The following is a 24,476-nucleotide window of genomic DNA, read 5'->3' as shown; positions in this document are numbered from 1 at the left end:
AGTGTAGAATCAATGCCGGTACTGGCCAAGACCGGGCGTGTCGGATTTGGACGTGCGCTGTCCCAGACTGGGCTTGCCTGGCGGCGTCGGTCGGCTGTGATAGCGCGCGCCTTTCAGCCAGAGGCGCAATGCCTCGAAATGGATCGCGCCGATGGTTTTTAACGTGGAGAAGGGCTGACTTGCGAACAGTCCAAGCAGGGCAGGTGAAGTCAGGGCGCGCGCCTTCAGGGCCATTGTCGCGAGAAAATCGGGACCGGATTCGGTCTGCTTTCTGATCACAAGCTTGAAGCGGTCATTCGGTTGGCGGAGCATGAAGTCGTAGCGGCCCGACACATCGAAGAACGGGGAGACGTGGAACACCTTGTCGGCAGAATGGCTCTCCCGGCGTCCTCCGCCCGCTGGCACTATGTAGGCGTGGCTGTCGCCGAACGTATTGTGCACCTGGTAGATGACCCCGTGAAGTCGACCGTCCTGTTCGGCAAAGTAGATTGAAATCGGATTGAACACGTAGCCGGCCACGCGTGGAGAGCAGAGCAGACGAATCCGCGCCGAGTGGGCATTGATGCCGGCCTGCTCGAACTGGCTGCGCGCCCAAGAGATGAGCGAGCTGCCGTCGCGCGGACCGTGATCGCGCTCGTGAAATCCGTAGAGATTGAACCGGTTGACGGAGAAGAGGCGCGCCTGTCTATCAGCCTCCTCCAGCCGCTCCAGGTCGATCATCATCAGGGCGACGCGATAGGCGAACCGGTGACGCGGCGTCCGGCGCTCGTGCACCGTGCGCCCAATGAAGAGCTCGGCCGCCTGCGTCATCCCGTAGCCGTTGCGGCAAGCGCGATCGCACTCTGCGGACGTGTGCCCCAGCGGCCTCCATCGATGTCGCCCTCGGCAAACTCCCAGGGAATCTGCCCGCCCAGGCGCAGGGCCACCCGAAGACCGGAGCGCAGCCCGTCCTCATGAAATCCGTATCCGAGCCAGGCCCCGGCAAACCAGGTCCGACGCACCCCCTGGATCCGGTTGAAGATCCTCTGTGCCGCGAGGGCAGGCGCGGTAAATTGGGGATGGTCGTAGTCGAACCGTCCAAACACCTTGGTCGGATCGGGTTCGCGTGTGGGATTAAGCGTCACGAGAAGCCGGTGGCGCGGCTGTAAATCCTGGAGCCGGTTCATGTCGTAGGTGACTGAAGCTGGCGCGCCATCCTCCTGCCGCGAATAGCACCACGCTGCCTGAGCGTTGTTGCGCGACGGCAGGAGCGACGTATCGCGATGGAGCACAGCGCGATTGGGCGCGTATCCGATTGCGCCGAGTAGTTCGCGTTCCTCGCCATCCGCATCGCCCAGGAGTTTCAAGATCTGATCTGAATGGCAGGCCAGGATAACCTCGTCAAATTGCTCCGTGCGACCGTCTGCATTGACGATGGTGACGCCGTGTTCGTGACGCAAAACCTGGCTGGCTGCGGTTTCGAAGCGGCATCCGGCTGACTCGAGTGCGCTTTGCATCCGGCTAACATATGTCCGGCTGCCACCTTTCACGGTCTCCCACTTGGGCCGGCGGGCATTGACGAGGCGGTGATTTCGGAAGAATCGGACAAAGGACTCGGCCGGATAGCGCTCCATCTCATCTTCCGTGGACGACCAGATCGCGGCTCCCATCGGCAGCAGATAGTTGCGGCGGAAGCGGCGGTTATAGCGCTCAAGATCGAGGTATTCGCCCAGGGACAGCCCGGAAAGGCTGCCAGCTTCGAGCGCGCGAATGGCGTCCTTGTTGAACCTGAGAATATCACCAAGCATGAGCAGAAAGCTGGGGCGGACCAGGTTTCGCTTCTGGGCGAAAAGTCCCGCCAGGCCGTTCGAGCTCCACTCGATGTCCTGGTCCAGGCTGAAGCCGAAGCTCATGTCGCTCTTGTGTGTCTCCACACCCAGGTGCCCGAAGAGGGCAGTCAGGTTGGGATAGTTGAGGCGGTTGAAGACGATGAACCCGGTATCGACCGCGACTTCTTCACCCTCGTAATCGACGGTCACCGTATTGGCGTGTCCGCCTAGCCTGTCGCGCGATTCAAACACGGTGACATCGTGAACGTCGCGCAAGGCCCAAGCCGCACCGAGCCCTGAAATGCCGGCGCCGATGACGGCGATCCTGGCGCGTTGCGGCACCGGTTTTGTATAGGAGTTCATGCGGCGTCCTTGATCTTGTTCCAGGCCTCAAGCGCGCGTTCTCGCGCCTTCTTGTGGTCCACAAGCGGATGGGGATAGGTCTCGCCAAGCGTGATCGACGCCTGACGCAGGGTGGACTTGTCGGCGGTCCATGGCGCGTGGATGACCGAATTGGGCAAATCGCGCAGCTCCGGCACCCAGCGGCGGACATACTCGCCTTTGGGGTCGAATCTCTCGCCTTGCGAGACCGGGTTGAAGATACGGAAATACGGTGCCGCGTCGGCGCCGCACCCGGCCACCCACTGCCAGCCGGCCGAGTTATTTGCGAGGTCGGCATCGACCAGCGTGTGCCAGAACCAGGCCTCGCCCCGCTTCCAGTGAACCATCAGGTCCTTGATGAGAAAGGACGCGGTGATCATGCGCACCCGATTATGCATCCAGCCTGTCTCCCACAGCTGGCGCATACCCGCGTCGACGATCGGGTATCCGGTGCATCCGGCCTTCCAGGCACCGAAGGCCTCTTCATTCTCCGCCCAAGGGAAGCCGTCGAACTTGTTCTGAAAGTTCTCGTCGGGAAATTTCGGAAAATGATACAACAGGTTGTGCGAAAACTCGCGCCATCCGATCTCACTGAGAAAGGAGTCCGCTCCTTCGCGCGTAGGCCCGTTCGAGACCCGGTCCTCGACGGCCTGCCAAATCTGGCGCGGCGAGATTTCGCCGAAGTGAAGATGAGGCGAGAGGCTGGACGTTCCGTCGATTGCAGGGCAATCGCGGTTTGACGCATACCCGGTCAGCGCCTTGTCCAGAAACCTGTTCAGACGCGAAGTCGCGCCCGCTTCGCCGGGCGACCAGGCATCGCGCAATCCACCGGCCCAATCTGGCCGGGTGGGACGCAGATTCCAGTCGTCGAGCGTATCGCTGGCTGGTGCACCGCCATACCCGTCAACCGAGGTCACGCGCGGAGCCGGCTCCTTTGGGGTGACTGTGGACTTCAGCGCCCGCCAGAATGGAGTGTAGACCTTGTAGGGCGTGTCCTGTTTGGTCGAGATTTCCCACGGCTCGGCTAAAAGCGCGCCGTTGAACGAACGCACTTCTACCCCGTCCTCTTTTAAATCGGTCTTTATCTGGCTGTCGCGGCGTATCGCGGCTGGTTCGTAGACGCGGTTCCAGTAGACCGCGCTGGCGCGAACCTCCCGGACGAGCTCAGCTAGAATCTTGTCGGCTCTGCCTCTCTTGAGCCAGAGCCGCGCCCCTGCGGCTTCGAGACTTCCAGCCAATGCGCTCAAGCTGTGGTGAAGCCACCAGAGCGAGGCAGGCCCCGGCGCCCACTCACCCTCTGTTTCGGTGTCGAGGATATAGATCGGCAGAATCGGCGCGCCGGAGTCGCGCGCAGCCAGCAAGGCGGGGTTATCGCTTAATCGCAAATCCTGGCGGAACCAGACGATCACAGGCTCTTTGGCAGCGGTCATACGAGGCAGTCGTCTCCAGGCACAGCAGCGACACCGCACAGGTGACGCGAAACTCGATGTGCAGTACTACGCGGTGGCTAGGGAAGCGGATCATCCCTAGCTGTAAGGCACAGCCTTGATCCAACGCGTTAGCCGACCGAAACGGAGCCAGCCCCGTGAGCACGCCCAACTCAATCGTAGAAATTCCGCGGTCTGTCGGTCCGGCCTATAGAATCGGTAACTCGCAAAAACTGAGTTTCATCGCGGGTCCCTGTGCGATGGAAAGCCGTGAACACGCGCTGGAGACAGCGCACGCTCTGAAAGAGATCGGTGAGCGTCTCGGCGCCAACATCATCTACAAGTCCAGCTTCGACAAAGCCAATCGTACCAGCGCGGGAAGCGCGCGCGGCATCGGGCTCGACAAGGCGCTGCCGATTTTCGAGGAAGTCCGGTTGAAAACCGGCCTGCCAGTGCTGACTGATGTGCACACGGCCGAACAATGCGCCGAGGTCGGCCAGGTAATCGACGTGCTCCAGATCCCCGCCTTCCTGTGCCGGCAGACCGATCTGCTGGTCGCGGCTGCGCAGACCGGGCGAGCGGTCAATGTGAAGAAGGGGCAATTCCTTGCGCCCTGGGACATGAAGAACGTTATCGCCAAGCTGACCGAGGCCGGCAACCCGAACGTATTTGCCTGCGAGCGCGGCGTCAGCTTCGGTTACAACACGCTCGTCTCGGACATGCGGGCACTCCCGATCATGTCCGATATCGGCTGCCCGATCGTTTTCGATGCCACTCATTCCGTTCAGCAGCCGGGTGGGCAGGGCGGACGCTCGGGCGGGCAACGGGAATTCGTGCCGCACCTGGCAAGAGCCGCAGTCTCGATCGGTGTGGCCATGGTGTTCATGGAGACTCACCCCGATCCCGACAATGCGCCCTCGGACGGACCGAACATGATCCCGATGCGCTATTTTGAAGCGTTGTGCGCCGATCTTCTGGAATTCGACGCCCTGGCCAAGGCGCGCCCTCCGATGACGTTCGATTAGACCCGGAGACGGCAATGCAACGCGCGACAGCGGCACGGCTTCTGGACCAGTTCGCGGGCCGGCGGGCCCTTTGCGTCGGCGACATCCTGTATGACAGCTTTGTCTACGGAGAGGTGCGCAGGGTCAGCCGCGAAGCGCCTGTCCCCATCCTGTCGGAAATCCGGCGCAGCGCGATGTTGGGCGGGGCGGGCAATCTCGCGCGTAATGTCGAGAGCCTGGGCGGACAGGCCATTCTTGTCGGTGTCGTCGGCAATGATGCCGAAGGCGATGCCGTCCGCGCTCTACTGACATCGAGCGCTCCCGATTCCGCAGCAGGCGTGCTGACTGACGTATCGCGGTGCACGCCGAGCAAGATACGCTACGTCGCGAACGGCCAGCAGATGTTCTGCGTTGATCGAGACCCCGAAGCACCGATCGGTTCTGATACTCAGGAGCGCGTTCTCGACGCCGTCCGCAGCCGGATCGACGGCGCCGATGTTGTGATCCTTTCAGACTACGGCAGAGGGCTCGTCAGCGGCGACTTTGCCCGATCGCTCATCGATCTGGCCCGCAAGTCGGGGGTCCCGGTTTGCGTCGACCCGCGCGGGCTCGACTATACGCGCTATGACGGCGCTTATGTCATCAAGCCGAATGCCGACGAACTCTCCGCGGAAACCGGATTACCGGTGACCGACGACCAAAGCGCTGAAAACGCGCTGAAAACGCTCAAATCCCGCTTGCCGGAAACCGATGCCCTGCTGGTTACACGTGGCGGGCAGGGGATGAGCTTGCTGGCAGGCAATGCGGCCGTCGCCCACCACCGCGCTCGTCCACGTTCGGTTTTTGACGTATCAGGCGCTGGCGATACCGCGTTGGCGGCCCTCTCCCTGGGTGTCGCCGCCGGCCTCACTTTGCCGGACTGCATGGCCCTGGCTGACCTCGCCGCGGGAACCGCGGTGGGCAAAGCTGGCACAGCGAGCGTCACCCCTGAAGAAGTCTTGCAGGACGCGGCAGGCGGTGAGAAGGCGCCTGATTGGAGGGTCATCACGCGCGACACGGCCGCCACGCTGGCCGATCAATGGCGCCGCGAGGGTCTCAAGATCGGCTTCACCAACGGGTGCTTCGATATTCTGCATCCGGGCCATCTGGCCGTGCTGCGCCACGCGAAATCGACCTGCGACAGGCTCATTGTCGGGCTGAACAGCGACGGGTCGGTGCAACGGCTCAAGGGCGAGGACCGGCCGGTCAATGACCAGGCCAGCCGTGCCCTCATGCTGGCATCGCTCGAAATGGTCGATCGGGTCGTGGTGTTTGAGGAAGACACGCCGCAGGCCCTCATCGAAGCCCTAACGCCGCACGTTCTGATCAAGGGAGCAGACTACACCGCCGACGAATTGCCGGGCGCACGTCACATAAAGGCGCATGGCGGAGAAGTCGTCCTGGCGCCGCTCGTTGAGGGTCTCTCCACAACCAACCTGGTCAACAAACTCGCCGGGCGCCGCTAGCGTCGACCCTATTGCGGATCGATCGGTTCGACCGGCGAGACCTCGATCTCCTCGATGGCCTCAAGCGGCGGTGCGTATCGCGCTTCTTCGGCCAGAATGGCCGAAAGGAGCGCGCCGCGCCGCGCGGCGTCCTCGCGAATGTCGACATAGAACAGGTTGAACGGCGGGACCCGGCGGTCCTCACCCAGCCTGTGGGGCCGCCGCAGAGCGCGCGATCGGGGTGTCTCGATCATCAGCACCCCGTTCTGGCATTGCGCCCCGGTCTGGGAGGCAAGCGGAGACGGTTCGTCGCCAGGCTCGAGCCCTTCGGCCGCGGCACCGCCCTGATGCAACCGGGCTGGCGCGAAATCCTCCGAATTCGTCCCCAGCAGGGGATTGACGCACAGTGTTCCGCGATCCTCGACGTAGGACAGCGAGCCGTCAGAGGTCCAGGACATGCCGCGGTCCAGCAAGGCATCCACACGGCTCTGCTCGTCGGGTTCGACACTGGCAAAGGCGATCACGCATCGGACCTGTTCGGGCGAGGCGCAGGGCGGAAGGCTGGCCAGTGGCCCTTCGAACAGGTCAAGCGGAACGATCGATTCCTGCAGATATGCGGCCGCCATGCGATGGCGAAATGCCTCGTCCGGCGCAATGTCGCGTAGGATGACCCCCAGGGCATGAAGTCCGCCCTGCTGGCCCAGCCCTGCAATGATGAAGGGCCGGTCCTCGCCGATTTCAGCCCTGAACCGGGCGAAGGCGCGACGGACATCCTCGAACGCCTGCAGACGGGCCGCCTGCGAGTCCTCCCGGTTGTTCATGAAAGCGTAGAGCGAGGCCTGCCTGTAATGAGGCACGAAGAGGAGGCCGTCGCCAGTGAGGGGCGCTGCGTAGTTGGGCAGGATGATCCCGGATAATTCCTCGGCCTCCTGTGGCCGGTCGAACGGTGCATTCCACTCGTCTCCGCCATCATACGTGGTGGGATGAACGAAGAAGACGGCCGGTCGCAACGGCTGGGACTCCAGTAGGGCGGGATCCGGGCGCCGAGCCCAGCTTTCAGCCCGCGTGTAATCGGGCGCGGGCGGAAGCTCGTAGGTCTGATAGGGCACGCCGGGATCGAGGAAGGTCTGGAATATCTGGTCGCGCAGGACCCAGCTCGCCAGAACGGCCAGGATCAGGAGGGCCCCAAGTCCGCCGATAATGACGGTGAACCACAAGGATCGGAACGGGGTGGCGCGGACCATACACTGACCTCCATGCGTGCCGCCGCGGTTCGGGCGGAACCTCCCGGATCACGGCGAATTTGCATTGTCGCTGCGCCTTCTTGCTGCCGCAAGGCCACGTATGGTGTCGCGCACACTCGTGCTAAGCCTGCTTGAGCGGGAAATCGGAGACTGGATTCGTGCTGCGCTGGCTTCGCAACTCTTTTTTGACCGGCATCGTGGTCGTCACCCCCGTGGCGGTGACGGTCTGGCTGATCGTGACATTCGTCAATTTCGTCGACTCGACGATCAAACCGCTCGTGCCGGCGCGGTATAATCCTGAAAGCTATCTGCCCTTCGCGTTGCCCGGCATGGGACTGATCATCGCCATCCTGGCGCTCACGTTTCTCGGCGCGCTCGCAGCCAATATCTTCGGGCGCACCTTGCTCGGATTTGGCGAGCGGATCGTGAATTCGGTGCCGCTGGTCCGCAATCTCTATGGCGGGTTGAAGCAGATTGTCGAAACAGTCTTCTCTGGCCAGCAGAACTCCTTCAAGGAGGTTGTGCTGGTGGAATACCCGATGAAGGGCAGCTATGCGGTCGCCTTCGTTTCGTCCTACGCCAAGGGTGAAATCCGTGCGGTCGTGGGCCAGGGCGAAGAAGTGATTGGCGTCTTCGTGCCGACGACCCCCAACCCGACCTCCGGTTTCCTGCTCTTCGTTCCCCGATCCAAGGTGATCGAGCTGTCGCTGTCCGTCGAGGAGGCGGCCAAGCTGATCATCTCGTTCGGCCTGGTCACGCCAGAGCACCTGCCCGACGGCGCGGTGCCGGAAACGCCGGCCAAGCGCGGCGCCTCGCGCGAGAATACCGACGGAGTCCTGTAAGACTCAGCCCGACCGCATGAGCCGGACACCCTCATCGCGTTCGAACAGGTAGAGCAGCGTGCGCAGGGCCTCCCCGCGCTCGCCAGACAACGGGTCCTCGCGGCTGACGGCCAGGCGCGCCTGGTCGCTGGCCATGGCAAGCAGATCGCCGTGCACACCCAGATCGGCAAAGCGATAATCCGGCATGCCCGATTGTCGAAGTCCCAGGGGATCGCCCGACCCGCGCAGCTTCCAGTCTTCCTCGGCAATCACGAAGCCGTCATCGCTCGCGCGCATGACTTCAAGCCGCGCCCGCGCGGTCTCGCCCAGCACGCCATGGTAGAGCAGCAGGCAGGAGGAGGGCTTGTCGCCGCGGCCGACCCGGCCGCGCAGCTGATGCAATTGGGCCAGGCCGAACCGTTCGGCATGCTCGATCACCATGATGGTGGCATCCGGCGCATCCACGCCGACTTCGATCACCGTGGTGGCCACGAGCAGGTCGAGCTCTCCGGCCCGGAAGGCATTGGCAACGGCCTCCTTGTCGCGCGCCTTCATCCGTCCATGGATCAGCCCGACGCGGACGCCGAGCGCTTGGGACAGCAAGTGAAAACGCTCTTCCGCCGCCGCCAGATCGCTGGTGTCGCTTTCTTCGACGAGCGGGCAGACCCAGTAGGCGCGCTCGCCATTGGCCAGAGCGCGGCGCAGACCTTCGATCACATCGCCCAGCCGCTCTGCGCTGATCACGCGCGTCACCGGCGCGATGCGTCCGGCGGGCTTCTCGTCCAGCCGCGAGACGTCAAGATCGCCGTAGACCGCCAGCGTCAGCGTGCGAGGGATCGGCGTCGCGCTCATGACCAGCGTATCGGGGCGCTGCCCCTTCGCGCCGAGCCTGCGCCGGTCCGACACCCCGAAGCGGTGCTGCTCGTCAACCACGACAAGCCCGAGATCGTGAAATTCCACGCCCTCCTGGAAAAGCGCGTGCGTACCGCACACCACAGTGATCTCGCCGTGTGACAGCCGTCCGACAATCTCCTCTCGCACGCGCCCCTTGTCGCGCCCCGTCAGGGCCGCGACGGTAATGCCTGCGGGTTCGAGAAGCGGAGTCAGAACCGATGCGTGCTGGCGTGCGAGAATCTCGGTCGGGGCCATGACGGCCGTCTGGAAGCCCGCCTCGGCAACCCTCGCTGCGGCGAGCGCCGCCACGAACGTCTTGCCCGACCCCACATCACCATGTAGCAGTCGCATCATCCGGGCCGGTGCGGCCAGGTCGTCACGCACCGCCTCGTAAGCCCTTATCTGAGCGCCGGTCGGCGTGAACGGTGCGTGATCGAGCACGGCCTGGACCCTGGTGCCGTCCCCGGTGACCTCTCGGCCTGTCCGCGAGCGGCGATCGGCCCGGGCTAGCTTCAGGGCGAGCTGGTGGGCAAAGAGCTCGTCGAAGGCGAGGCGCCGGCGTGGGGCGTTCTGGGGATCGACATCGCCAGCGTTCTCTGGACGGTGCAGGCTGGTCAGCGCACCGGCCCAGTCTGTCCAGCCTTCCCGGTCCAGCAACGCCGGATCGAGCCATTCCGGCAGGGCAGGTGTGACATCCAGGGCGCTTCGGACGGCCTTGCGCATGACATTGACGGTCAGGCCCGCCGTCAGTGGATAGTTGGGCTGGATCAGATCGGCATCGTCCAGGTCTTCGGGCCTGGCGACGAGATCGGGATGGACGATCTGGATTTCCGAGCCAAAGCGCTCGGCCTTGCCGGACACGACACGCCGCGTGCCTTCGGGCAGAAGGCGCATCAGATAGTCCGGCTTGGCCCGGAACCAGACGAGATGGAGATAACCCGTTTCGTCTCGCAAACGCACCTTGTAGGGCTGCTTCATGGAACTTGGCGGAAGGTGGGCCTCAACCTCGCCCTCCAGCGTCACAAGGCCTTCATGACCGGGCAGGCCGGCATCGGAGATCAAAATCCGGCGCGTGCGGTCGGTGACGCCCGTCGGCGCGGTGAAGAGCACGTCCTTGACCCGGCCGCCTGCGGCGACTTTTTCCACAAGCACAGCCAGGCGCGGACCAATCCCCGGAAGGGTGGTGATATCGGCAAACAGGGGAAAGAGGGCTTCGGGGCGCATGTCACCTGGCACAAGGCGGGATTCGGAACCGCGACCTTATCCCGCCCGAGCCAGGCTGGGGAGGGGCAGAAACGGTCACGCGGCGCCACGGTTCTCGGACCGCTCCGGCGTGTAAGCAGCGCGAAAAATATTTGGCGGTTCCGATTTCGTTTCCTAGTGGGCGGCACTTTCGCGTGCTAGAGGATTGCGTGTAACTGCCTCTTTTTTCCGGGACATTCCCAATGAAACATCTGTTTGGCGCCGCGCTCGCGGCGTCCGCTCTGGCCTTCGTTGCTGCGCCGGCTCAGGCCGAAGACGTGCATTTTCTGCTGATCAACCACTCCGGCTACGATCTGTACGAATTCTACGCCTCTCCCACGGACGTGTCGTCCTGGGAAGAGGACATTCTCGGCGCCGATATCCTGGCAACCGGCGAAAGCGTCGAAGTGATCATCGCGGACGGCCGTACCCAGTGCGATTACGACCTGCGCATGGTGTTCGAGGATGGCGACGTCCTGGAAGACACGGTCAATGTCTGCGAAACCGGCAGCTACACGATCGAATAGCTTGCGGGCTTTGAAGAGCCGAACGTGAGGGGAGGCCGGTGGGCCTCCCCTTTTTTGGCTGTCGAGCCCGACGTCTCATGACTGAGACGCCTCACCCATACCCGCTTTGCCATCGGCAATCGGCGCGCTACATACTCACCCATGAGCGATAATCCCTTTGCCGATCCGAACACGCCCATCAATGACACCGACCGCAGGAAACGTCTCAGGTTTCGTGCCTGGCGCCGGGGCTTTCGCGAGGCCGACATCATCATGGGCCGATTTGCCGACGAGCATCTCGATAGCCTGAGCGTTGAAGCTGTGGACGAGTTCGAGCGCCTGCTCGATGCGCCCGACACTGAGGTCTATTCCTGGATCAATGGCAGCGCGCCAGCGCCGTCCAACTATGACGGCCCGGTGCTCAAGGCTCTGAAAGCCTTCGAGTATGACCGTGACATGGAGGCCGGCGACGGCCCTGTGCGCTAACCTCCGGCGCTAATTCGTGCCCCGGCGTTCGGGCGAGGCGAAGGCCAGCGCCGCCCATTCGCCCCATCCGCTACCGATATCTCGAACCGTCAAGCGGTGAACCCCTGTCTGGTGGGAAAAAATTTCAAGCTTGATCCAGCCGGGCACTCGGGAGGCCGGGGTCATGGTCCGAACTGACCCGTCCGGATATTCCAGCTCCAGTAGAGCTTCACGCTCACCAGGCCCCACGAGCATCAAGAAGACGGTCGGTTCCCCCGGCTCGTGGCCAAACTCGAGGACGAGATCGCCGGTCGCGGCATCGCCGCCGACGTGGGACCCGAAAGCGCGAATGTCATCCGGCAGGCTTGCGACCACGTCCATGCTGTAGAAGCCGTCGGGGCTCCAGCCGTGCGCCGCAATTACAAGGGCGCTAGAGAGCTGACCGCCCTCGTAGGGAGCCGTGCGCGCCGCAAAGAGTTCGGGGACATACGGCTCGATGAGCCGGTTGAGCGGGTTCAAACCAACCATGAAGCGGCATCCCGCCTGAGTGACCGACGTCCTCCACACTGCGTCGGCATTGCCGAAAAACTGACCGACGATCTGGACATCGCCGTGCTCCTTGCAGAGGCGGATATGGCTGGCCCAGGGCAGGGGGTCGTGGGTCCGCCACATCGTGTAGGGCGTGGCCAGAACCCAGCTGAAAGCTATGGCAGCGATGCTCCCGGCGCGTAGCCAGCCGGGCATCTCGGCGATCAGGTAAAGGACCAGCCAGCTTAGAAAGATGAAGGGCAACATGAAATAACGTCCGCCGCTCAGGAGCGGGTGGGCGACATCGGTCCCGATTCGCATCAGGTAAGCTGCGGCGGCGCCTGCCACCAGCAGAACCAGGATCCAGAAGAAGAAATCGAACCGCTTGGTTTGTGCTGCCGCCGCGGCAACCAGCGCGCTGCCGAAGAGGAACCCGATCACGGTGTAGGCGAGATCGGCGCGCGGCGAAAACGGCGCGAGAACCGGCACGAAATAGCCTAAGGTCTCTCTGATGATCCCCGTCACCGGGAAGGTTCGTCCTGGATGAGTTGCCGCCCCGTCTGTCGCGAGAATGATCGCGAGCTGGATGATCGAGGGTGCAGCGACCGCGACCATGAGCGCGAAATTGAACTGCGTGCGGTCGCGCAGCCAGCGAGCCATGAAAAGCGGGCCGTACACGATTCCCATGGGCGACGACAGAGCCCCGGTGACAGCAAGCACGATGGCCGCGATGTCCCAGGTGCGGCTTCTGCCAGCGACCCAGAACAAGGTCAGCGCGAGGCCAACGGCAGACCACCAGAAACTGTACAGAGAGACCGCGAATGGCTCAGGCTGGATAGGGATGAATAGCGGAGCAAGCGCGCACAGCAGCGGCGACCTTAACCTCGTTGGAGCGCGCCAGACAGCAAAGAGGATCAGCACGGTGTAGGCGTTCGCGAATGCCGACGCGAAAAGCGGCGCCGCATAAGGCGAGATAGCCAATGCCAGCACGTCGAATAGGCGCGAGACCGTGATCAGATAGCCGTTGACCGGATAGAGAAGCGAGGCGAATCCGTCTTCAGCGAACTGGCGGACGTGGAATGTCAGGCTCTCCGTCCCGATCGAGGGATCCAGGAACTGGCTTGGATAACGCAGGAAAAGCGCGATCAGGACGACTATCGCGAAAGCGGCAAACCTCACCACCGAGCGTGCCAAACCAGATTGCATCTGCATTGATTGCACAAAGGCCTTTGTCGATCTGGATGGGGGACCAGCGAAGAGGGACGTCTGGCGCGTGCGGCGGCGTGCGACTCTCGAGAGAGTCGGCTACAATAAATTAGCCGAATGTTGCGAAGTGGGTAAGTGCAAAGATTGCAGAAGCTAGCTGATTTTCATCAGGTTCTGACAGTTCAGCCGCTACGCGGTTTTCTGGAGATTGATCTGCTCGCCCTGGCATTGCGCACAGCCGACACCGACACCATGCCTTCACCTTGGGCGATGGCAGGGCTATATCGCGCGTTCGTTCCGGGCCGATGAACCTTCCTGCAATTGTGCTGGAAGCTTGTCGGCGTTTGTGCGTTGGGACGCTGAGCTGCTAGCTGGAGTGCGTTGAACCGTGGACGAATTTGACCGCATTGCGCGCGCCCAAGGGGCGCTGACCGTGTCCGGCGCGCCGGAGGGCTTTGACGCGCTCGTGTTTTGCGATGCGGTGCGCGCCCGGGGAGGTGTCGCGCTGTTCATCTGCTCCGATGATAGCCGGGCGAGCGCGTTTGCGAGCGCCTGCGCCTTTTTCGCACCCGATCTCGAACGCCTGCGCCTGCCTGCCTGGGACTGTCAGCCCTATGACCGGATCAGTCCAAGCCCGCGCACTGCTGCGCGCCGTGCTGGCGCATTGCACCGGCTGGCCGATCGCGAACCTGATGAAAAGAGCCCGCTCATCGTCATCGCGACCGTCAATGGCGTGATCCAGAAATGCGCCCCGCGCGAAGCGATGGCCGGAGGCGGGATCGTCGCCAAGGCAGGTGGCGCGCTCGACATTGAAGTGCTGAAAACATACCTGACCCGCAACGGCTACACCCGGGCAACAACGGTGACCGAACGCGGCGATTTCGCGATTCGGGGCGGTGTGGTTGATGTGTTCGCCGCAGATGCGGATGAACCGATCCGGCTCGATTTTTTCGGCGACAGTATCGACAGCATTCGAAGCTTCGATCCAGAAACCCAGCGCTCGACCCGGCAGCTGACCCAGGCCCGTTTCACGCCGGTCAGCGAGATCTTGATCGACGACGAGGCGATTTCGCGTTTCCGGTCCGGGTTCGTACAGCGCTTTGGCGGCGCGGTATCCGGTGACCCGGTCTACGACAGTGTCAGCGCGGGGGCTCGGCCGGTAGGCGCCGAACACTGGCTGCCGCTCTTTCATGAGCACCTTGATACCGTCTTCGATTACGTGGGCCAGGATGCGCTTCTCGGTCTCGATCCGCTGGTCAAGGATGCGCGTGAAGAGCGCATAGAACTCATCAATGACTATTTCCAGGCGCGGCGCGACGCCGCCGAAGCCGGTTCGAAGGGCCCCAAGACCCTCTCGGCTCCAATCTATCGGGCGCTCGAGCCTGACGCGCTCTACATGACGGACGAAACCTGGGAAGCCGAACTCGCCGCTCGCGCTTGCCGCCGCTTCACCCCATTCCAGGAAGCCGGCGAGGGCGTGGTCGCTTTATCCGGCAAACAGGGGCGCACCTTCGCTGCCGAGCGCCAGGCCGACCAGAATGTCTTTGAAGCCGCGATGCGGTATGCATCGGACCGGCGCAAGGCCGGCAAGCGCATCCTTCTGGCCAGCTGGAGCGAGGGTGCCAGCGAGCGCATGGGCGGCGTGCTCTCGGAACACGGCCTGTCGCCCATCCAGCCGGCCGCGAACTGGCGCGAGGCGGCCAGACTTGATTCCAGGACGATCGTGCGCATCGTCATGCCGCTGGAACGCGGCTTCGAAAGCGACGATCTGTGTATCCTCTCCGAACAGGACATTCTCGGCGACCGGCTCGCGCGGCCCAAGAAGCGCCGCAAGAACTCCGACATCATCGCCGAGGCGGGCAGCCTGACGCCCGGCGATCTGGTCGTGCACGCAGATCACGGGCTGGCGCGCTATCTCGGCTTGAAGACGCTGAGTGTCCAGGACGCGCCGCACGACTGTCTGGAGCTCGAATACGCCGGCGCGACAAAGCTCTTCCTGCCGGTGGAGAATATCGAACTCCTCTCGCGCTACGGCTCGGATGCCGAAACCGCCCAGCTCGACCGGCTGGGCGGCGCGGCCTGGCAGGCGCGCAAGGCCAAGGCCAAGAAGCGGCTTCGCGACATGGCCGGCGAGCTCATCAAGATCGCCGCCCAGCGCAACGCCAAGGAGGCCGAGGTGCTCGATCCACCCTCCGGCTTGTTCGATGAATTCTGCGCGCGTTTCCCCTATGCAGAGACAGACGACCAGCTCAGCGCCATTGAGGATGTACTGGAAGACTTCGGCAAAGGCCGTCCGATGGACCGGCTCATCGTCGGCGATGTCGGTTTCGGCAAGACCGAGGTCGCGCTGCGCGCCGCCTTCGTTGCCGCGCTGAGCGGCAAGCAGGTTGCAGTCGTCGCCCCCACCACGCTTCTGGCACGCCAGCACGTGAATAATTTCACCGAACGCTTCAAGGGCTGGCCGGTCAAGATCCGGCAGCTCTCGCGGCTCGTGACCGCCAAGCAGGCGGCGGAGACGCGGCGGGAGCTGGCCGAAGGCGAGTGCGACATCGTGATCGGCACGCATGCCCTTCTGGCCAAATCGGTCCAGTTCAAGGATCTCGGCCTTCTCGTGGTCGACGAAGAGCAGCATTTCGGTGTGCGCCACAAGGAACGCCTGAAGGAAATGCGCACCGATGTGCACGTCCTGACGCTGACCGCGACGCCGATCCCGCGCACGCTTCAGCTGGCGATGAGCGGCATTCGCGACCTGTCCATCATCGCGACCCCTCCGGTGGACCGTCTGGCCGTACGCACCTATGTCACACCGTTCGATCCTGTGACGGTGCGCGAGGCGCTCCTGCGCGAGCGCTATCGCGGCGGGCAGAGCTTCTTCGTCGTGCCGCGCATTGCCGACCTCGAAGACACCGCCGAGTTCCTGCGCGAGCAGGTGCCCGAGGTGAGTTTCGTCACGGCCCACGGCCAGCTCTCCCCGACCTCGATGGAAGACATCATGACCGCCTTCTACGAAGGCCGGTACGACGTGCTTCTGTCGACGACGATCGTGGAATCGGGCATCGACATTCCCACCGCCAATACACTGATCGTCCACCGCGCCGACCGGTTCGGCCTGGGTCAGCTCTACCAGCTGCGAGGCCGGGTCGGCCGGTCCAAGGCGCGCGCCTATGCTTACCTCACCACACCGGCGCGAGAGAAGATCACCGACAGCGCCACCAAGCGGCTTCAGGTCCTCCAGTCGCTCGACAATCTCGGCGCGGGCTTCACCCTGGCCAGCCACGATCTTGATCTGCGCGGTGGCGGGAACCTGCTGGGCGAAGAACAGTCCGGCCACATCCGCGATGTCGGGGTCGAACTCTATCAGCAGATGCTCGAGGAGGCCGTCGCCAGCCTCCAGGGCGACACGGGTGCGGAGGAGTCCCGCGACTGGTCGCCGAACATCAATGTCGGGGCCGCCGTGTTGATCCCGGACAGCTATGTGCCCGATCTCGACATGCGTCTGCAGCTCTATCGCCGCCTTTCCGACATCGACACCAAGAAAGATCGCGAGGCTTTCGCCGCGGAGCTGATCGACCGGTTCGGCAAGCTGCCCGGGGAGGTCGACAGCCTCCTGGAAGTCGTGGCCATCAAGACGTTGTGCAAACGCGCCGGCGTCGCGAAGCTCGATGCCGGGCCCAAAGGCGCGGTCGCGACGTTCCGCGACCATGCCTTTGCCGATCCGCTTGCCTTGGTCGAGCTGATGGAAAAGCGCCCAGGCGACTACAAGCTGCGCCCGGACAACACGATGGTGCTCAAGGGCGACTTCCCCGAAGTGGGCGAACGGCTGAAGGGTGTTCAGCGCCTGCTGGCGCCGCTGGCCGATGCTGCCCAGCGGGCGCGCAAGCAGGCTGCCTAGCTCGCGACGAGGCGAACCGGCCGGGCATCGACGCGGGCCAAGGCGCGCTCATACAGCCGTTCCGCGCTCTCCTCTGCGGTCCACTGATCGACGCACGAGGTCAATTCCAGCCGGAAAGGCGACAGTGGATCCACACCTTCATAGGCGGTGCATTCGGCAATCGCGCTGACCCGGGAGGCCACGTTACGCGCCTCCTCGCTGGATGTGCTGGGCAGGGCCAGGAGGAAGCGATTGGCGTCGATGCGCATCGCGAAATCTTCCGCGCGCACGCAATGGCGCAGCATTGACGCGAACTGATCGAGTGCATGGTGTGCCGCCTGTCCGTCGGCCGGGCCCGCTTCGCGCGGCGTGTTGACCGCCAGCGCGATGACGCACAGCGGCGTCTGGTAGTCGGCGGCCGCCTGGATCAAGGAGCCCAGATGGGCATGGCCAAAATCCGGCGAGAACAGATCCGATGCATCGTCGAGCAGCACCGGCTGTCGACAGGCTTCCAGCAGGGCCTTGGCCTGACGCCGGCGCTGACGCTCCGCGGTTAGCGCGATGACGCGCGATTTGAGCTCGTCGCCGCTGGCGTTGGCCGGAAGTATGTCGGAGGCGCCTCGGGCAAACGCCTCGTCGGCGCTGGCATAGACTTCGCTGCGCGTCAGAAGCAGGGCGGGGGTATGGAACAGACGCGTATTGCGCCGCATCGCCGAGCACACCGTGTGAGCGAGCTCGGGGTCGGGGTCGGTGTTCAGGACGACGGCATCGAACGTGCGTTCATGCAGATAATCGAAGGCGTTGAAGGTCGAGAACGCGGCGATCACGTCGGTTTGCGAGGCCTTGAGCGCGTGTTGCAGGCGCATGAAGGCCGGGTCGGGCGCCCCGACGTATAGGATAGCCGAGCTCTGGCCCGCTCGCGGTTTCGAATTGATCGGCGCACCGTGCGCTTCGGCATCCTGACGTCTCACGCGGGCGATGAACTCGATCATCTTCAGACGCAGCAGCGCCCGGACCCGCGAGGCAATCTGGATGGGGTGCGCCGGGGCCAGTAACAGTGCGTCCGGCCCTACGACCGAACAAGGACCGGCATGAATATGCACGCTGGCAGGATGGGCGATCGGATGGGTCAGGTCGCCAAGCGTCACCAGAGCTTCAGGCGGTGCCTCGCGCAGCACGCCCGAAATCTCGGAAAAGTCGCATGTCCGCACCCTGAATCCCAGACGGGGCAGGGCACTGGCAAGGTCGCGATGGGCTGAAGAGTCCGTCGCGACGACAAGATCGACCATGCGTCCCATGACTCCCCCGCGCGCCAAGCTGGAGTCATTGTGTCTCTGGAGTTTGAGTGTCACAACCCAGATTCCCTTGTTTATTGTTCAACCCAGTCCATCCGGGGATTTTAGATGAAAGCACACGGGCCTTTGCGGGGCGTTAAAGTCGTCGAATTTGTTGGACTTGGCCCGGCGCCCTTTTGCGCGATGCTGCTTTCCGATCTCGGCGCGGACGTCATCCGGATCGACCGGCCCGGAGCCGGCGGGGGCGGCGCCGCCGAAGTGCTGGCGCGGGGCCGCAGATCAGTCGGCGTGAACCTGAAAAGCGCCGAAGGTGTAGAGACTTGTCTGACCTTGCTCGAGCAGGCCGACATTCTTCTTGAGGGTTACCGCCCGGGCGTCATGGAGCGGTTGGGCCTCGGGCCGGACATCGTGCTGGCGCGAAACGCCCGCCTTGTCTACGGACGGATGACCGGCTGGGGCCAGTACGGCCCGCTCGCCCATGCTGCTGGCCATGATCTGAACTACATCGCGCTGACCGGAGCGCTCGACTCCATCGGGCCGAAATCGCACCCCGTTCCTCCGCTCAATGTCGTGGGCGATTTCGGCGGTGGCTCCCTCTATCTCGCGCTTGGCGTCCTGGCCGCGCTCACCCATGCGCGCCAGACCGGGGAGGGCCAGGTCGTGGATGCGGCGATCGTGGACGGAACCGTCTCCCTGCTCGGCGCGGTGCACCAGCTTTCCGCCCTCGGGCTCTGGTCCGGCGAGCGCGGCGAAAATCTGCTGGACGGCGGCGCGCCCTTTTACGGGTGCTATGAATGCAGCGACGGGAAATTTGTCTCGATCGGGCCGCTGGAACCGGAATTCTACCAGCTGCTCTTCGAAAAGCTCGGCATTGGCGATCAGCCCGTTACGGCAAACCCGTACGATCCGACCTGCTGGCCCGAGCTACGCGCCCTTCTGGAACGCACCTTCAAGACCCGCTCTCGCGCCGAGTGGACACAGACGCTGGAAGGCACCGATTGCTGTTTCGCGCCGGTGCTGAGCATCGAGGAGGCCCGGGACCATCCCCATCTCAAGGCGCGCGGCAGTTTTGAAGAGGTTGATGGCGTGCCGCAATCGGCGCCCGCGCCCCGGTTTTCTCGTACACCGGGCAAGATTCAGGGCCCGGCCCCCCGCCCCGGGGCGGACAGCCGTGACGTGCTGGCCGATTGGGGATTCGACGCGCAGAAGATCGAGGCCCTCATGTCGTCTGGTGCCGTGTCCACTCCCGGTCGCGGCCCGGCATAGTGTTGGCCGGCGGCAGGGCGGAGGCGTGTTCAGCCGGCGTTCACACGCCAGAACACAAGCTCCTTTCCGAACCCGCCGGCAAACTCTATGTCAGTCCCTCGCGCTGCCGGCGGTTTCTTTCAGGGCTTCACCTGAAGAAAGCGCCGGCCGTTCTTGCGGCCGGCGCTTCCATGTCCGGCAGGGGCGAATAATGAGACCGGACGGCTTTGATGCATAGGAAGCTGATCAAGCTTGGCCAGGAGGTGTCGGAACGCGCCATGGCCATTCCTCCGATCGCGATCGGGGTGAAAGCCATAAACCGTATGATGGCGCGCGAAGTGATGCTGTTTGCCGGCGGCGCGTCCTTCTTTGGTCTGCTCGCCCTGATTCCGGCCGTGCTGGTCGGCGCCTCGGTCTACGGTCTGATGTTTTCCGCCTCGGACGCGCTCAACCAGCTCAGTGCGCTCAGAATCGCCGAGATCATGCCGCCGACCGCCTATCAGTTCATCCAGCGCATGGTTTCCGATCTTGCCGGCACGCCGACGCTCTCGCTGACAGTTCAGAGCCTCGTTGCGATCGCGATCCTTCTGTTCGCTGCCGGACGCGGGGCCAAGGCCATCATCGCCGGCCTCAACCAGATCGCGCGCAAGGGCGATATCCGCAACATCGTCCATTTCAACTTGATCGCGATGGGCGCGGTGCTCGCAGCCGGCTTCCTGCTGATCGGCGCCAACCTGCTGATTCTGACCGTGCCTAACCTCCTGCGGCCCTTCCTGTCCGCACTCGGCTTTGCACAGGCGGACATATCGCCAATTATCAATGAGTGGACGGTTGCCGGTGGGACCATGATCCTCGCGCTCGGCCTGCTCTACCGTTACGTGATGCAGCGGGCAGGGGAGACCAGCTGGCGCGCCTCCTTTACCGGCGCGGCCATCGCGACGCTGATCTGGCTCGCTATCTCCAAGGGCTTCACACTTTATGTGTCGACGATCGTGAATCCGACCACTTACGGGCCGCTCGGCGCGCTCATTGTCTTCCTGCTGTGGATTTACTGGGCCTCCTATGCCGTGTTCTTCGGAGGCGCGCTTGCTGTGGAGATCGACCGGCAGGCCGGACGTGATATCGGCGATTCCAGCAAGGCCTGAACATTTCGCCTCTGGCTTTCGCATGCAGGCACGATATAACGGCCCGGAGTCCTCTTATTCAACGAACGTTGAAATCTAATCGGCGAGGGAGAGCCTTCCTTGAAGAAAGTCTATTCCGATGCGGCCGCTGCACTCGACGGCCTGCTGTTTGACGGCATGACCATCATGGCAGGCGGTTTTGGCCTGTGCGGCATTCCGGAGAATCTGATCACGGCCCTGCGCGACAGCGGAACCCGGGATCTCACCGTGATTTCCAATAATGCGGGCGTGGACGATTTCGGCCTCGGCCTGTTGCTTCAGACGCGCCAGATCAAGAAGATGATCTCCAGCTATGTCGGGGAGAACAAGACGTTCGAGAAGCAGTTTCTTTCCGGAGAGCTGGAGCTGGAGTTCAATCCCCAGGGCACGCTGGCTGAGCGCTGCCGGGCCGGGGGTGCGGGTATTCCGGCCTTCTATACCAAGACCGGCGTTGGCACGCTGGTCGCGGACGGCAAGGATCACAAGGAGTTCAACGGCGAGACCTACATCATGGAAACCGCGCTCATCGCCGATGTTTCCCTGGTCAAAGCCTGGAAAGCGGACACCGAGGGCAATCTCGTTTACCGGAAGACAGCCCGGAACTTCAATCCGATGATGGCCACGGCCGGCAAGGTGACCATTGCCGAGGTCGAGGAAATCGTTGAACCGGGCGAGCTTGACCCCGATCACATCCACACCCCGTCTATTTTCGTGAAGCGCCTCATCAAGGGCGATCACGAGAAGCGCATCGAACAGCGCACGACGCGCGCCTGAGCGAGAAGGAGACAGAACATGGCCTGGACCCGCGAACAACTCGCCGAACGCGCCGCGAAAGAGCTGCAGGACGGCTTCTACGTCAATCTGGGGATCGGAATTCCGACCCTGGTCGCCAACTTCATTCCCGATGATATGGACGTCACGCTCCAATCGGAGAACGGCATGCTCGGCATGGGCCCGTTTCCGCGCGAGGACGAAGTCGATCCCGACCTGATCAATGCCGGCAAGCAGACCATCACCGAGCTCAAGAAGACCAGCTATTTCAGCTCGGCCGACAGCTTTGCCATGATCCGGGGCGGACACATCAACCTGTCCATCCTCGGCGCGATGGAAGTGTCGGAAAAGGGAGATATCGCCAACTGGATGATCCCCGGCAAGATGGTCAAGGGCATGGGCGGGGCCATGGATCTCGTCGCCGGCGTGCAGCGCGTCGTCGTGATCATGGACCACACCAACAAAGCCGGCGAAAGCAAACTCCTGAAGGAGTGTTCCCTGCCGCTGACCGGCACGGGATGCGTCGACCGCATCATCACCACGCTTGGCGTTTTCGATGTGGTCGAAGGCGGGCTGAAGCTGGTCGAGCTTGCGCCGGGCGTCACCCTGGATGAAATCGCCCAGGCGACAGAAGCCAGCTACAAAGTGGCCGACAGCGTCGCTGCCTGAGCCTGCTGACAAAAAGTCGATCGATTATGCCCCGGGTGACCAGCTCATCCGGGGTTTTTCGTGTCCGCCGCAGGCGTTCCCTCTGGCGGGAAAATCGAGTCATAGGCCCAGGTGAACACGAAAGTATAGCCCATGTAGAACAGGGCGAAGGAGCTATCCATGACGAGCGCATCCAGCAAGGACAGGCTGAGCCACCAGGCAAAGACGGGTAGCAGGATGATCACCAGGCTCGCTTCGAAACCGATCGCGTGAAGGATACGCAGACGCAATGTCTTGCGCGGTGTGCCACGCCAGTGGTTGAGGACATGATCGAAGATCAGGTTGAACACATAATTCCATGCCGTGGCTATGGTGGCGCTGACCAGCGAAAGCACCCCGATCTCTGCCAGCGGGCGATCGAACAGCCAGGCAAAGAGCGGCGTGACGATGACGAGGCCGATCGCCTCGAAGCTGAGGGCCTGGCGGACCCGGTCGGGCGTGCTGCGCATGACGACAAAGGCTCCGGTGAGGTCGCGCCATCCCGCGCTCGGACCCGGGCGACAGCGATGCTGCCCCGCTTCAGGCCGGGATACGCATTCGGCTTTGAGGGGGCAAGAGAGGCGGCTGCGGTTCCAGGCCCAAAGTCGCATCCGGTCTCGGAGCGCGCGGTCTATCCACCCCGGCCACTCGCGACGCTATAGTCGCAAGGCTCTGTCTCATCGCTGAGGCCCGGCACGCCTCCACGCTCTTGTCCGCGGCCGCGTGATAGTCGTGATAGTAGTAGGAGTCGTTGTCTCGCCGGAGACCGGAATCTCAGGCGGTCAGCACATCGGCACGTTGACGGCCAGACCGCCCGTACTCGTTTCCTTGTACTTGTCGGCCATGTCGAGGCCGGTCTGGTGCATGGTCGCGATCACCTGGTCGAGGCGCACCTTGTATTCGGCCGACCCCACCATGGCGAGCCGGGCCGCGTTGATCGCCTTGATCGCACCGATGGCGTTGCGCTCGATACAGGGAATCTGGACCAGGCCGCCGACGGGGTCACAGGTCAGGCCCAGATTGTGCTCCATGCCGATCTCGGCCGCATTTTCGATCTGCCGGTTCGTTCCGCCCAGCGCGGCCGCCAGTCCGCCTGCCGCCATCGAGCAGGCGACACCGACTTCGCCCTGGCATCCGGCCTCGGCACCGGAGATCGACGCGTTCTTCTTGTAGAGCGCCCCGACGGCCGCGGCGGTCAGGAAAAAGCGCACGAGCGCATCGGGGTCCTCGCTGCGCCTGTAGTGCCGGTCAAAATACCGCGCCACAGCCGGGATAATCCCCGCTGCGCCATTCGTCGGGGCGGTGACCACCTTGCCGCCGGCCGCGTTTTCCTCGTTGACCGCCATGGCCCACAGATTGACCCATTCCATCGCGGCAAGCGGATCGCTCTCGGCCCGCGCCGCATCGGCCATCAGACGCTTGCGCATCCCCGGCGCGCGGCGTTTCACCTTCAGTCCGCCTGGCAGCTCGCCTTCGATGCGGGTCCCTCGCTCGATGCAATCTTCCATCGCGCCAAACACAGACTCGATCTGGGCGCGCACCTCCGCCTCGTCGCGGAACGCCGTTTCATTGGCCATCATGACGTCAGGGATCGACTTGTTCTCGCGGTCGCAGATCTCCAGCAGCTCTTCGCAGCTATCGAACGGGAAGGGTTCGCCCTTGAGCGCCTCGGCCGCCGAATTGCGCCCGGCCTCGGCCTCGTCAATGACAAATCCGCCGCCGATCGAATACCAGACCTCTTCGCGGACAACATCGCCTGCTTCGTCGAGTGCAATGAATTTCATGGCATTTGAGTGAAAGGGGAGGCGGGTTTCACCTTTCATCGCCAGGTCGGCCTCGGGATCGAAGGCAATCGATTTTCGGCCCAGCAGGTTGAGGGTCTTCTCCTCTCGGATCCGCTCGATCATGGCGGGCATCCGGTCAGGATTCGCCTCCTCCGGGGCGATTCCTTCCAGCCCCCACATCATGGCCTTGTCCGTGGCGTGCCCGGACCCGGTCAGAGCAAGCGATCCATACGCTTCCACCCGCAGGCGCGATATCGCGTCCAGGCGGCCTTCCTCGTCGACGCGTTCCAGAAACAGGCGCGCAGCCTTCATCGGACCGACAGTATGAGAACTCGACGGACCCACGCCGATCTTGAACAGGTCGAAAACACCAAAATGCATCTAGGCTTCGCCAAGTCCTTTGTCGGAGGTGAACGCGTTGAAGCAGATCAGCGTCTGTGTGTCCTTGATCCCGGAAATCGTTTGAACCTTCGTGTTCACGAAGCGGCCGATATCGGCCTCCTTCTCGACGGCGAACTGCGCGAGCAGATCGTATGCGCCCGAAACAGAGTGGACCTGGCGCGTCTCTGCCAGGCTATCGACGATCTCGGCCGCGACTTCATACGTACGGCCAAGCTCGCACTTGATGAAGATAAAGAACTGACGCAAGG

The 24,476-nt window shown here is 63.3% G+C and carries 20 protein-coding genes; 10 read left to right on the top strand and 10 right to left on the bottom strand.

Going from position 1 to position 24,476, the window contains the following annotated elements; translation table 11 throughout:
* Positions 1-9: 9 nt before the first annotated feature.
* From E5162_RS04470 to E5162_RS04460, 3 genes are read right to left on the bottom strand one after another with little or no spacing between them, the layout of a single operon-like run.
* The gene (locus E5162_RS04470; RefSeq protein WP_135943732.1) at positions 10-810 is read right to left on the bottom strand and encodes a DUF1365 domain-containing protein; all 801 of its coding nucleotides are present in this window, start codon (positions 808-810) and stop codon (positions 10-12) included.
* Positions 807-2,171, bottom strand: a complete 1,365-nt coding sequence (locus tag E5162_RS04465) for an NAD(P)/FAD-dependent oxidoreductase (protein ID WP_135943731.1) — start codon at positions 2,169-2,171, stop codon at positions 807-809. Before E5162_RS04465 ends, E5162_RS04470 begins: the two co-directional genes overlap by 4 nt.
* The gene (locus E5162_RS04460) at positions 2,168-3,619 is read right to left on the bottom strand and encodes a cryptochrome/photolyase family protein (RefSeq protein ID WP_135943730.1); all 1,452 of its coding nucleotides are present in this window, start codon (positions 3,617-3,619) and stop codon (positions 2,168-2,170) included. Before E5162_RS04460 ends, E5162_RS04465 begins: the two co-directional genes overlap by 4 nt.
* Positions 3,620-3,774: 155 nt before the next feature.
* Here E5162_RS04460 and kdsA point away from each other — a divergent pair, with 155 nt between their 5' ends.
* Both kdsA and rfaE2 read left to right on the top strand, forming a co-directional pair.
* Positions 3,775-4,641 carry a 3-deoxy-8-phosphooctulonate synthase gene (kdsA, locus tag E5162_RS04455; RefSeq protein WP_135943729.1) on the top strand — a complete coding sequence of 289 codons (867 nt, stop codon included), beginning with the start codon at positions 3,775-3,777 and terminating at the stop codon, positions 4,639-4,641.
* A gap of 14 nt (positions 4,642-4,655) precedes the next feature.
* Entirely contained in the window at positions 4,656-6,125 is a 1,470-nt protein-coding gene (gene rfaE2 / locus E5162_RS04450) for a D-glycero-beta-D-manno-heptose 1-phosphate adenylyltransferase (protein ID WP_135943728.1), read from the top strand.
* 8 nt (positions 6,126-6,133) lie between these two features.
* On the opposite strand, the gene E5162_RS04445 is transcribed toward rfaE2, so the two are convergent.
* Positions 6,134-7,348 carry a DUF3089 domain-containing protein gene (locus E5162_RS04445; RefSeq protein ID WP_135943727.1) on the bottom strand — a complete coding sequence of 405 codons (1,215 nt, stop codon included), beginning with the start codon at positions 7,346-7,348 and terminating at the stop codon, positions 6,134-6,136.
* Positions 7,349-7,506: 158 nt separating this feature from the next.
* On the opposite strand from E5162_RS04445, the gene E5162_RS04440 reads away from it, so the two are divergent.
* Positions 7,507-8,190, top strand: a complete 684-nt coding sequence (locus E5162_RS04440; RefSeq protein ID WP_135943726.1) for a DUF502 domain-containing protein — start codon at positions 7,507-7,509, stop codon at positions 8,188-8,190.
* A 3-nt stretch (positions 8,191-8,193) separates the two neighbouring features.
* Here E5162_RS04440 and recG read toward each other — a convergent pair whose 3' ends face one another.
* Positions 8,194-10,287: an ATP-dependent DNA helicase RecG gene (gene recG, locus E5162_RS04435; RefSeq protein WP_135943725.1), complete on the bottom strand. Its 2,094-nt coding sequence runs from the start codon at positions 10,285-10,287 to the stop codon at positions 8,194-8,196.
* Positions 10,288-10,508: 221 nt separating this feature from the next.
* Here recG and E5162_RS04430 point away from each other — a divergent pair, with 221 nt between their 5' ends.
* Both E5162_RS04430 and E5162_RS04425 read left to right on the top strand, forming a co-directional pair.
* Positions 10,509-10,832 (top strand): hypothetical protein, encoded by a 324-nt coding sequence (locus E5162_RS04430; protein WP_135943724.1) that lies wholly within the window; start codon positions 10,509-10,511, stop codon positions 10,830-10,832.
* Positions 10,833-10,973: 141 nt separating this feature from the next.
* A complete protein-coding gene (locus tag E5162_RS04425; protein WP_135943723.1) occupies positions 10,974-11,297 on the top strand; it encodes an FAD assembly factor SdhE in 324 nt (107 codons plus the stop codon).
* Between the two features lie 9 nt (positions 11,298-11,306).
* Here the strand turns inward: E5162_RS04425 and E5162_RS04420 are convergent, their stop codons facing one another.
* Complete coding sequence (locus E5162_RS04420; protein WP_135943722.1) at positions 11,307-13,010, bottom strand: hypothetical protein; 1,704 nt, start codon at positions 13,008-13,010, stop codon at positions 11,307-11,309.
* Positions 13,011-13,398: 388 nt separating this feature from the next.
* Between E5162_RS04420 and mfd the strand changes: the two genes are divergently transcribed.
* The gene (gene mfd / locus E5162_RS04415; protein ID WP_135943721.1) at positions 13,399-16,902 is read left to right on the top strand and encodes a transcription-repair coupling factor; all 3,504 of its coding nucleotides are present in this window, start codon (positions 13,399-13,401) and stop codon (positions 16,900-16,902) included.
* On the opposite strand, the gene E5162_RS04410 is transcribed toward mfd, so the two are convergent.
* A complete protein-coding gene (locus E5162_RS04410) occupies positions 16,899-18,170 on the bottom strand; it encodes a diguanylate cyclase domain-containing protein (RefSeq protein ID WP_158291192.1) in 1,272 nt (423 codons plus the stop codon). The genes mfd and E5162_RS04410 overlap by 4 nt on opposite strands.
* A 114-nt stretch (positions 18,171-18,284) precedes the next feature.
* Between E5162_RS04410 and E5162_RS04405 the strand changes: the two genes are divergently transcribed.
* From E5162_RS04405 to E5162_RS04390, 4 genes are all read left to right on the top strand, one after another.
* Positions 18,285-19,442 (top strand): CaiB/BaiF CoA transferase family protein, encoded by a 1,158-nt coding sequence (locus E5162_RS04405; RefSeq protein WP_135943719.1) that lies wholly within the window; start codon positions 18,285-18,287, stop codon positions 19,440-19,442.
* A gap of 209 nt (positions 19,443-19,651) precedes the next feature.
* Positions 19,652-20,566 carry a YihY/virulence factor BrkB family protein gene (locus E5162_RS04400; RefSeq protein ID WP_135943718.1) on the top strand — a complete coding sequence of 305 codons (915 nt, stop codon included), beginning with the start codon at positions 19,652-19,654 and terminating at the stop codon, positions 20,564-20,566.
* Positions 20,567-20,665: 99 nt separating this feature from the next.
* Positions 20,666-21,358 carry a CoA transferase subunit A gene (locus tag E5162_RS04395; protein ID WP_135943717.1) on the top strand — a complete coding sequence of 231 codons (693 nt, stop codon included), beginning with the start codon at positions 20,666-20,668 and terminating at the stop codon, positions 21,356-21,358.
* 18 nt (positions 21,359-21,376) lie between these two features.
* A complete protein-coding gene (locus E5162_RS04390) occupies positions 21,377-22,024 on the top strand; it encodes a CoA transferase subunit B (RefSeq protein ID WP_135943716.1) in 648 nt (215 codons plus the stop codon).
* A 44-nt stretch (positions 22,025-22,068) separates the two neighbouring features.
* On the opposite strand, the gene E5162_RS04385 is transcribed toward E5162_RS04390, so the two are convergent.
* From E5162_RS04385 to E5162_RS04375, 3 genes are all read right to left on the bottom strand, one after another.
* The gene (locus E5162_RS04385; protein WP_135943715.1) at positions 22,069-22,512 is read right to left on the bottom strand and encodes a PACE efflux transporter; all 444 of its coding nucleotides are present in this window, start codon (positions 22,510-22,512) and stop codon (positions 22,069-22,071) included.
* Between the two features lie 312 nt (positions 22,513-22,824).
* Positions 22,825-24,207: an L-serine ammonia-lyase gene (locus E5162_RS04380; RefSeq protein WP_135943714.1), complete on the bottom strand. Its 1,383-nt coding sequence runs from the start codon at positions 24,205-24,207 to the stop codon at positions 22,825-22,827.
* Positions 24,208-24,474, bottom strand: coding sequence for an Lrp/AsnC ligand binding domain-containing protein (locus tag E5162_RS04375; protein WP_135943713.1), 267 nt, complete (start codon positions 24,472-24,474; stop codon positions 24,208-24,210).
* Between the last annotated feature and the right edge of the window lie 2 nt (positions 24,475-24,476).

Origin of the sequence: Marinicauda pacifica (genome assembly GCF_004793635.1) — a bacterium.
GTDB lineage: Bacteria > Pseudomonadota > Alphaproteobacteria > Caulobacterales > Maricaulaceae > Marinicauda > Marinicauda pacifica.
This window is presented reverse-complemented; position numbering and strand designations above follow the sequence as displayed.

Coding starts and splice junctions, on each gene's coding strand:
- E5162_RS04470 (WP_135943732.1), bottom strand. CDS start 810: ATGACGCAGGCGGCCGAGCTCTTCATTGGGCGCACGGTGCACGAGCGC.
- E5162_RS04465 (WP_135943731.1), bottom strand. CDS start 2,171: ATGAACTCCTATACAAAACCGGTGCCGCAACGCGCCAGGATCGCCGTC.
- E5162_RS04460 (WP_135943730.1), bottom strand. CDS start 3,619: ATGACCGCTGCCAAAGAGCCTGTGATCGTCTGGTTCCGCCAGGATTTG.
- rfaE2 (WP_135943728.1), top strand. CDS start 4,656: ATGCAACGCGCGACAGCGGCACGGCTTCTGGACCAGTTCGCGGGCCGG.
- E5162_RS04445 (WP_135943727.1), bottom strand. CDS start 7,348: ATGGTCCGCGCCACCCCGTTCCGATCCTTGTGGTTCACCGTCATTATC.
- recG (WP_135943725.1), bottom strand. CDS start 10,287: ATGCGCCCCGAAGCCCTCTTTCCCCTGTTTGCCGATATCACCACCCTT.
- E5162_RS04430 (WP_135943724.1), top strand. CDS start 10,509: ATGAAACATCTGTTTGGCGCCGCGCTCGCGGCGTCCGCTCTGGCCTTC.
- E5162_RS04425 (WP_135943723.1), top strand. CDS start 10,974: ATGAGCGATAATCCCTTTGCCGATCCGAACACGCCCATCAATGACACC.
- E5162_RS04420 (WP_135943722.1), bottom strand. CDS start 13,010: ATGCAATCTGGTTTGGCACGCTCGGTGGTGAGGTTTGCCGCTTTCGCG.
- E5162_RS04410 (WP_158291192.1), bottom strand. CDS start 18,170: ATGGTCGATCTTGTCGTCGCGACGGACTCTTCAGCCCATCGCGACCTT.
- E5162_RS04405 (WP_135943719.1), top strand. CDS start 18,285: ATGAAAGCACACGGGCCTTTGCGGGGCGTTAAAGTCGTCGAATTTGTT.
- E5162_RS04400 (WP_135943718.1), top strand. CDS start 19,652: ATGCATAGGAAGCTGATCAAGCTTGGCCAGGAGGTGTCGGAACGCGCC.
- E5162_RS04390 (WP_135943716.1), top strand. CDS start 21,377: ATGGCCTGGACCCGCGAACAACTCGCCGAACGCGCCGCGAAAGAGCTG.
- E5162_RS04385 (WP_135943715.1), bottom strand. CDS start 22,512: ATGCGCAGCACGCCCGACCGGGTCCGCCAGGCCCTCAGCTTCGAGGCG.
- E5162_RS04380 (WP_135943714.1), bottom strand. CDS start 24,207: ATGCATTTTGGTGTTTTCGACCTGTTCAAGATCGGCGTGGGTCCGTCG.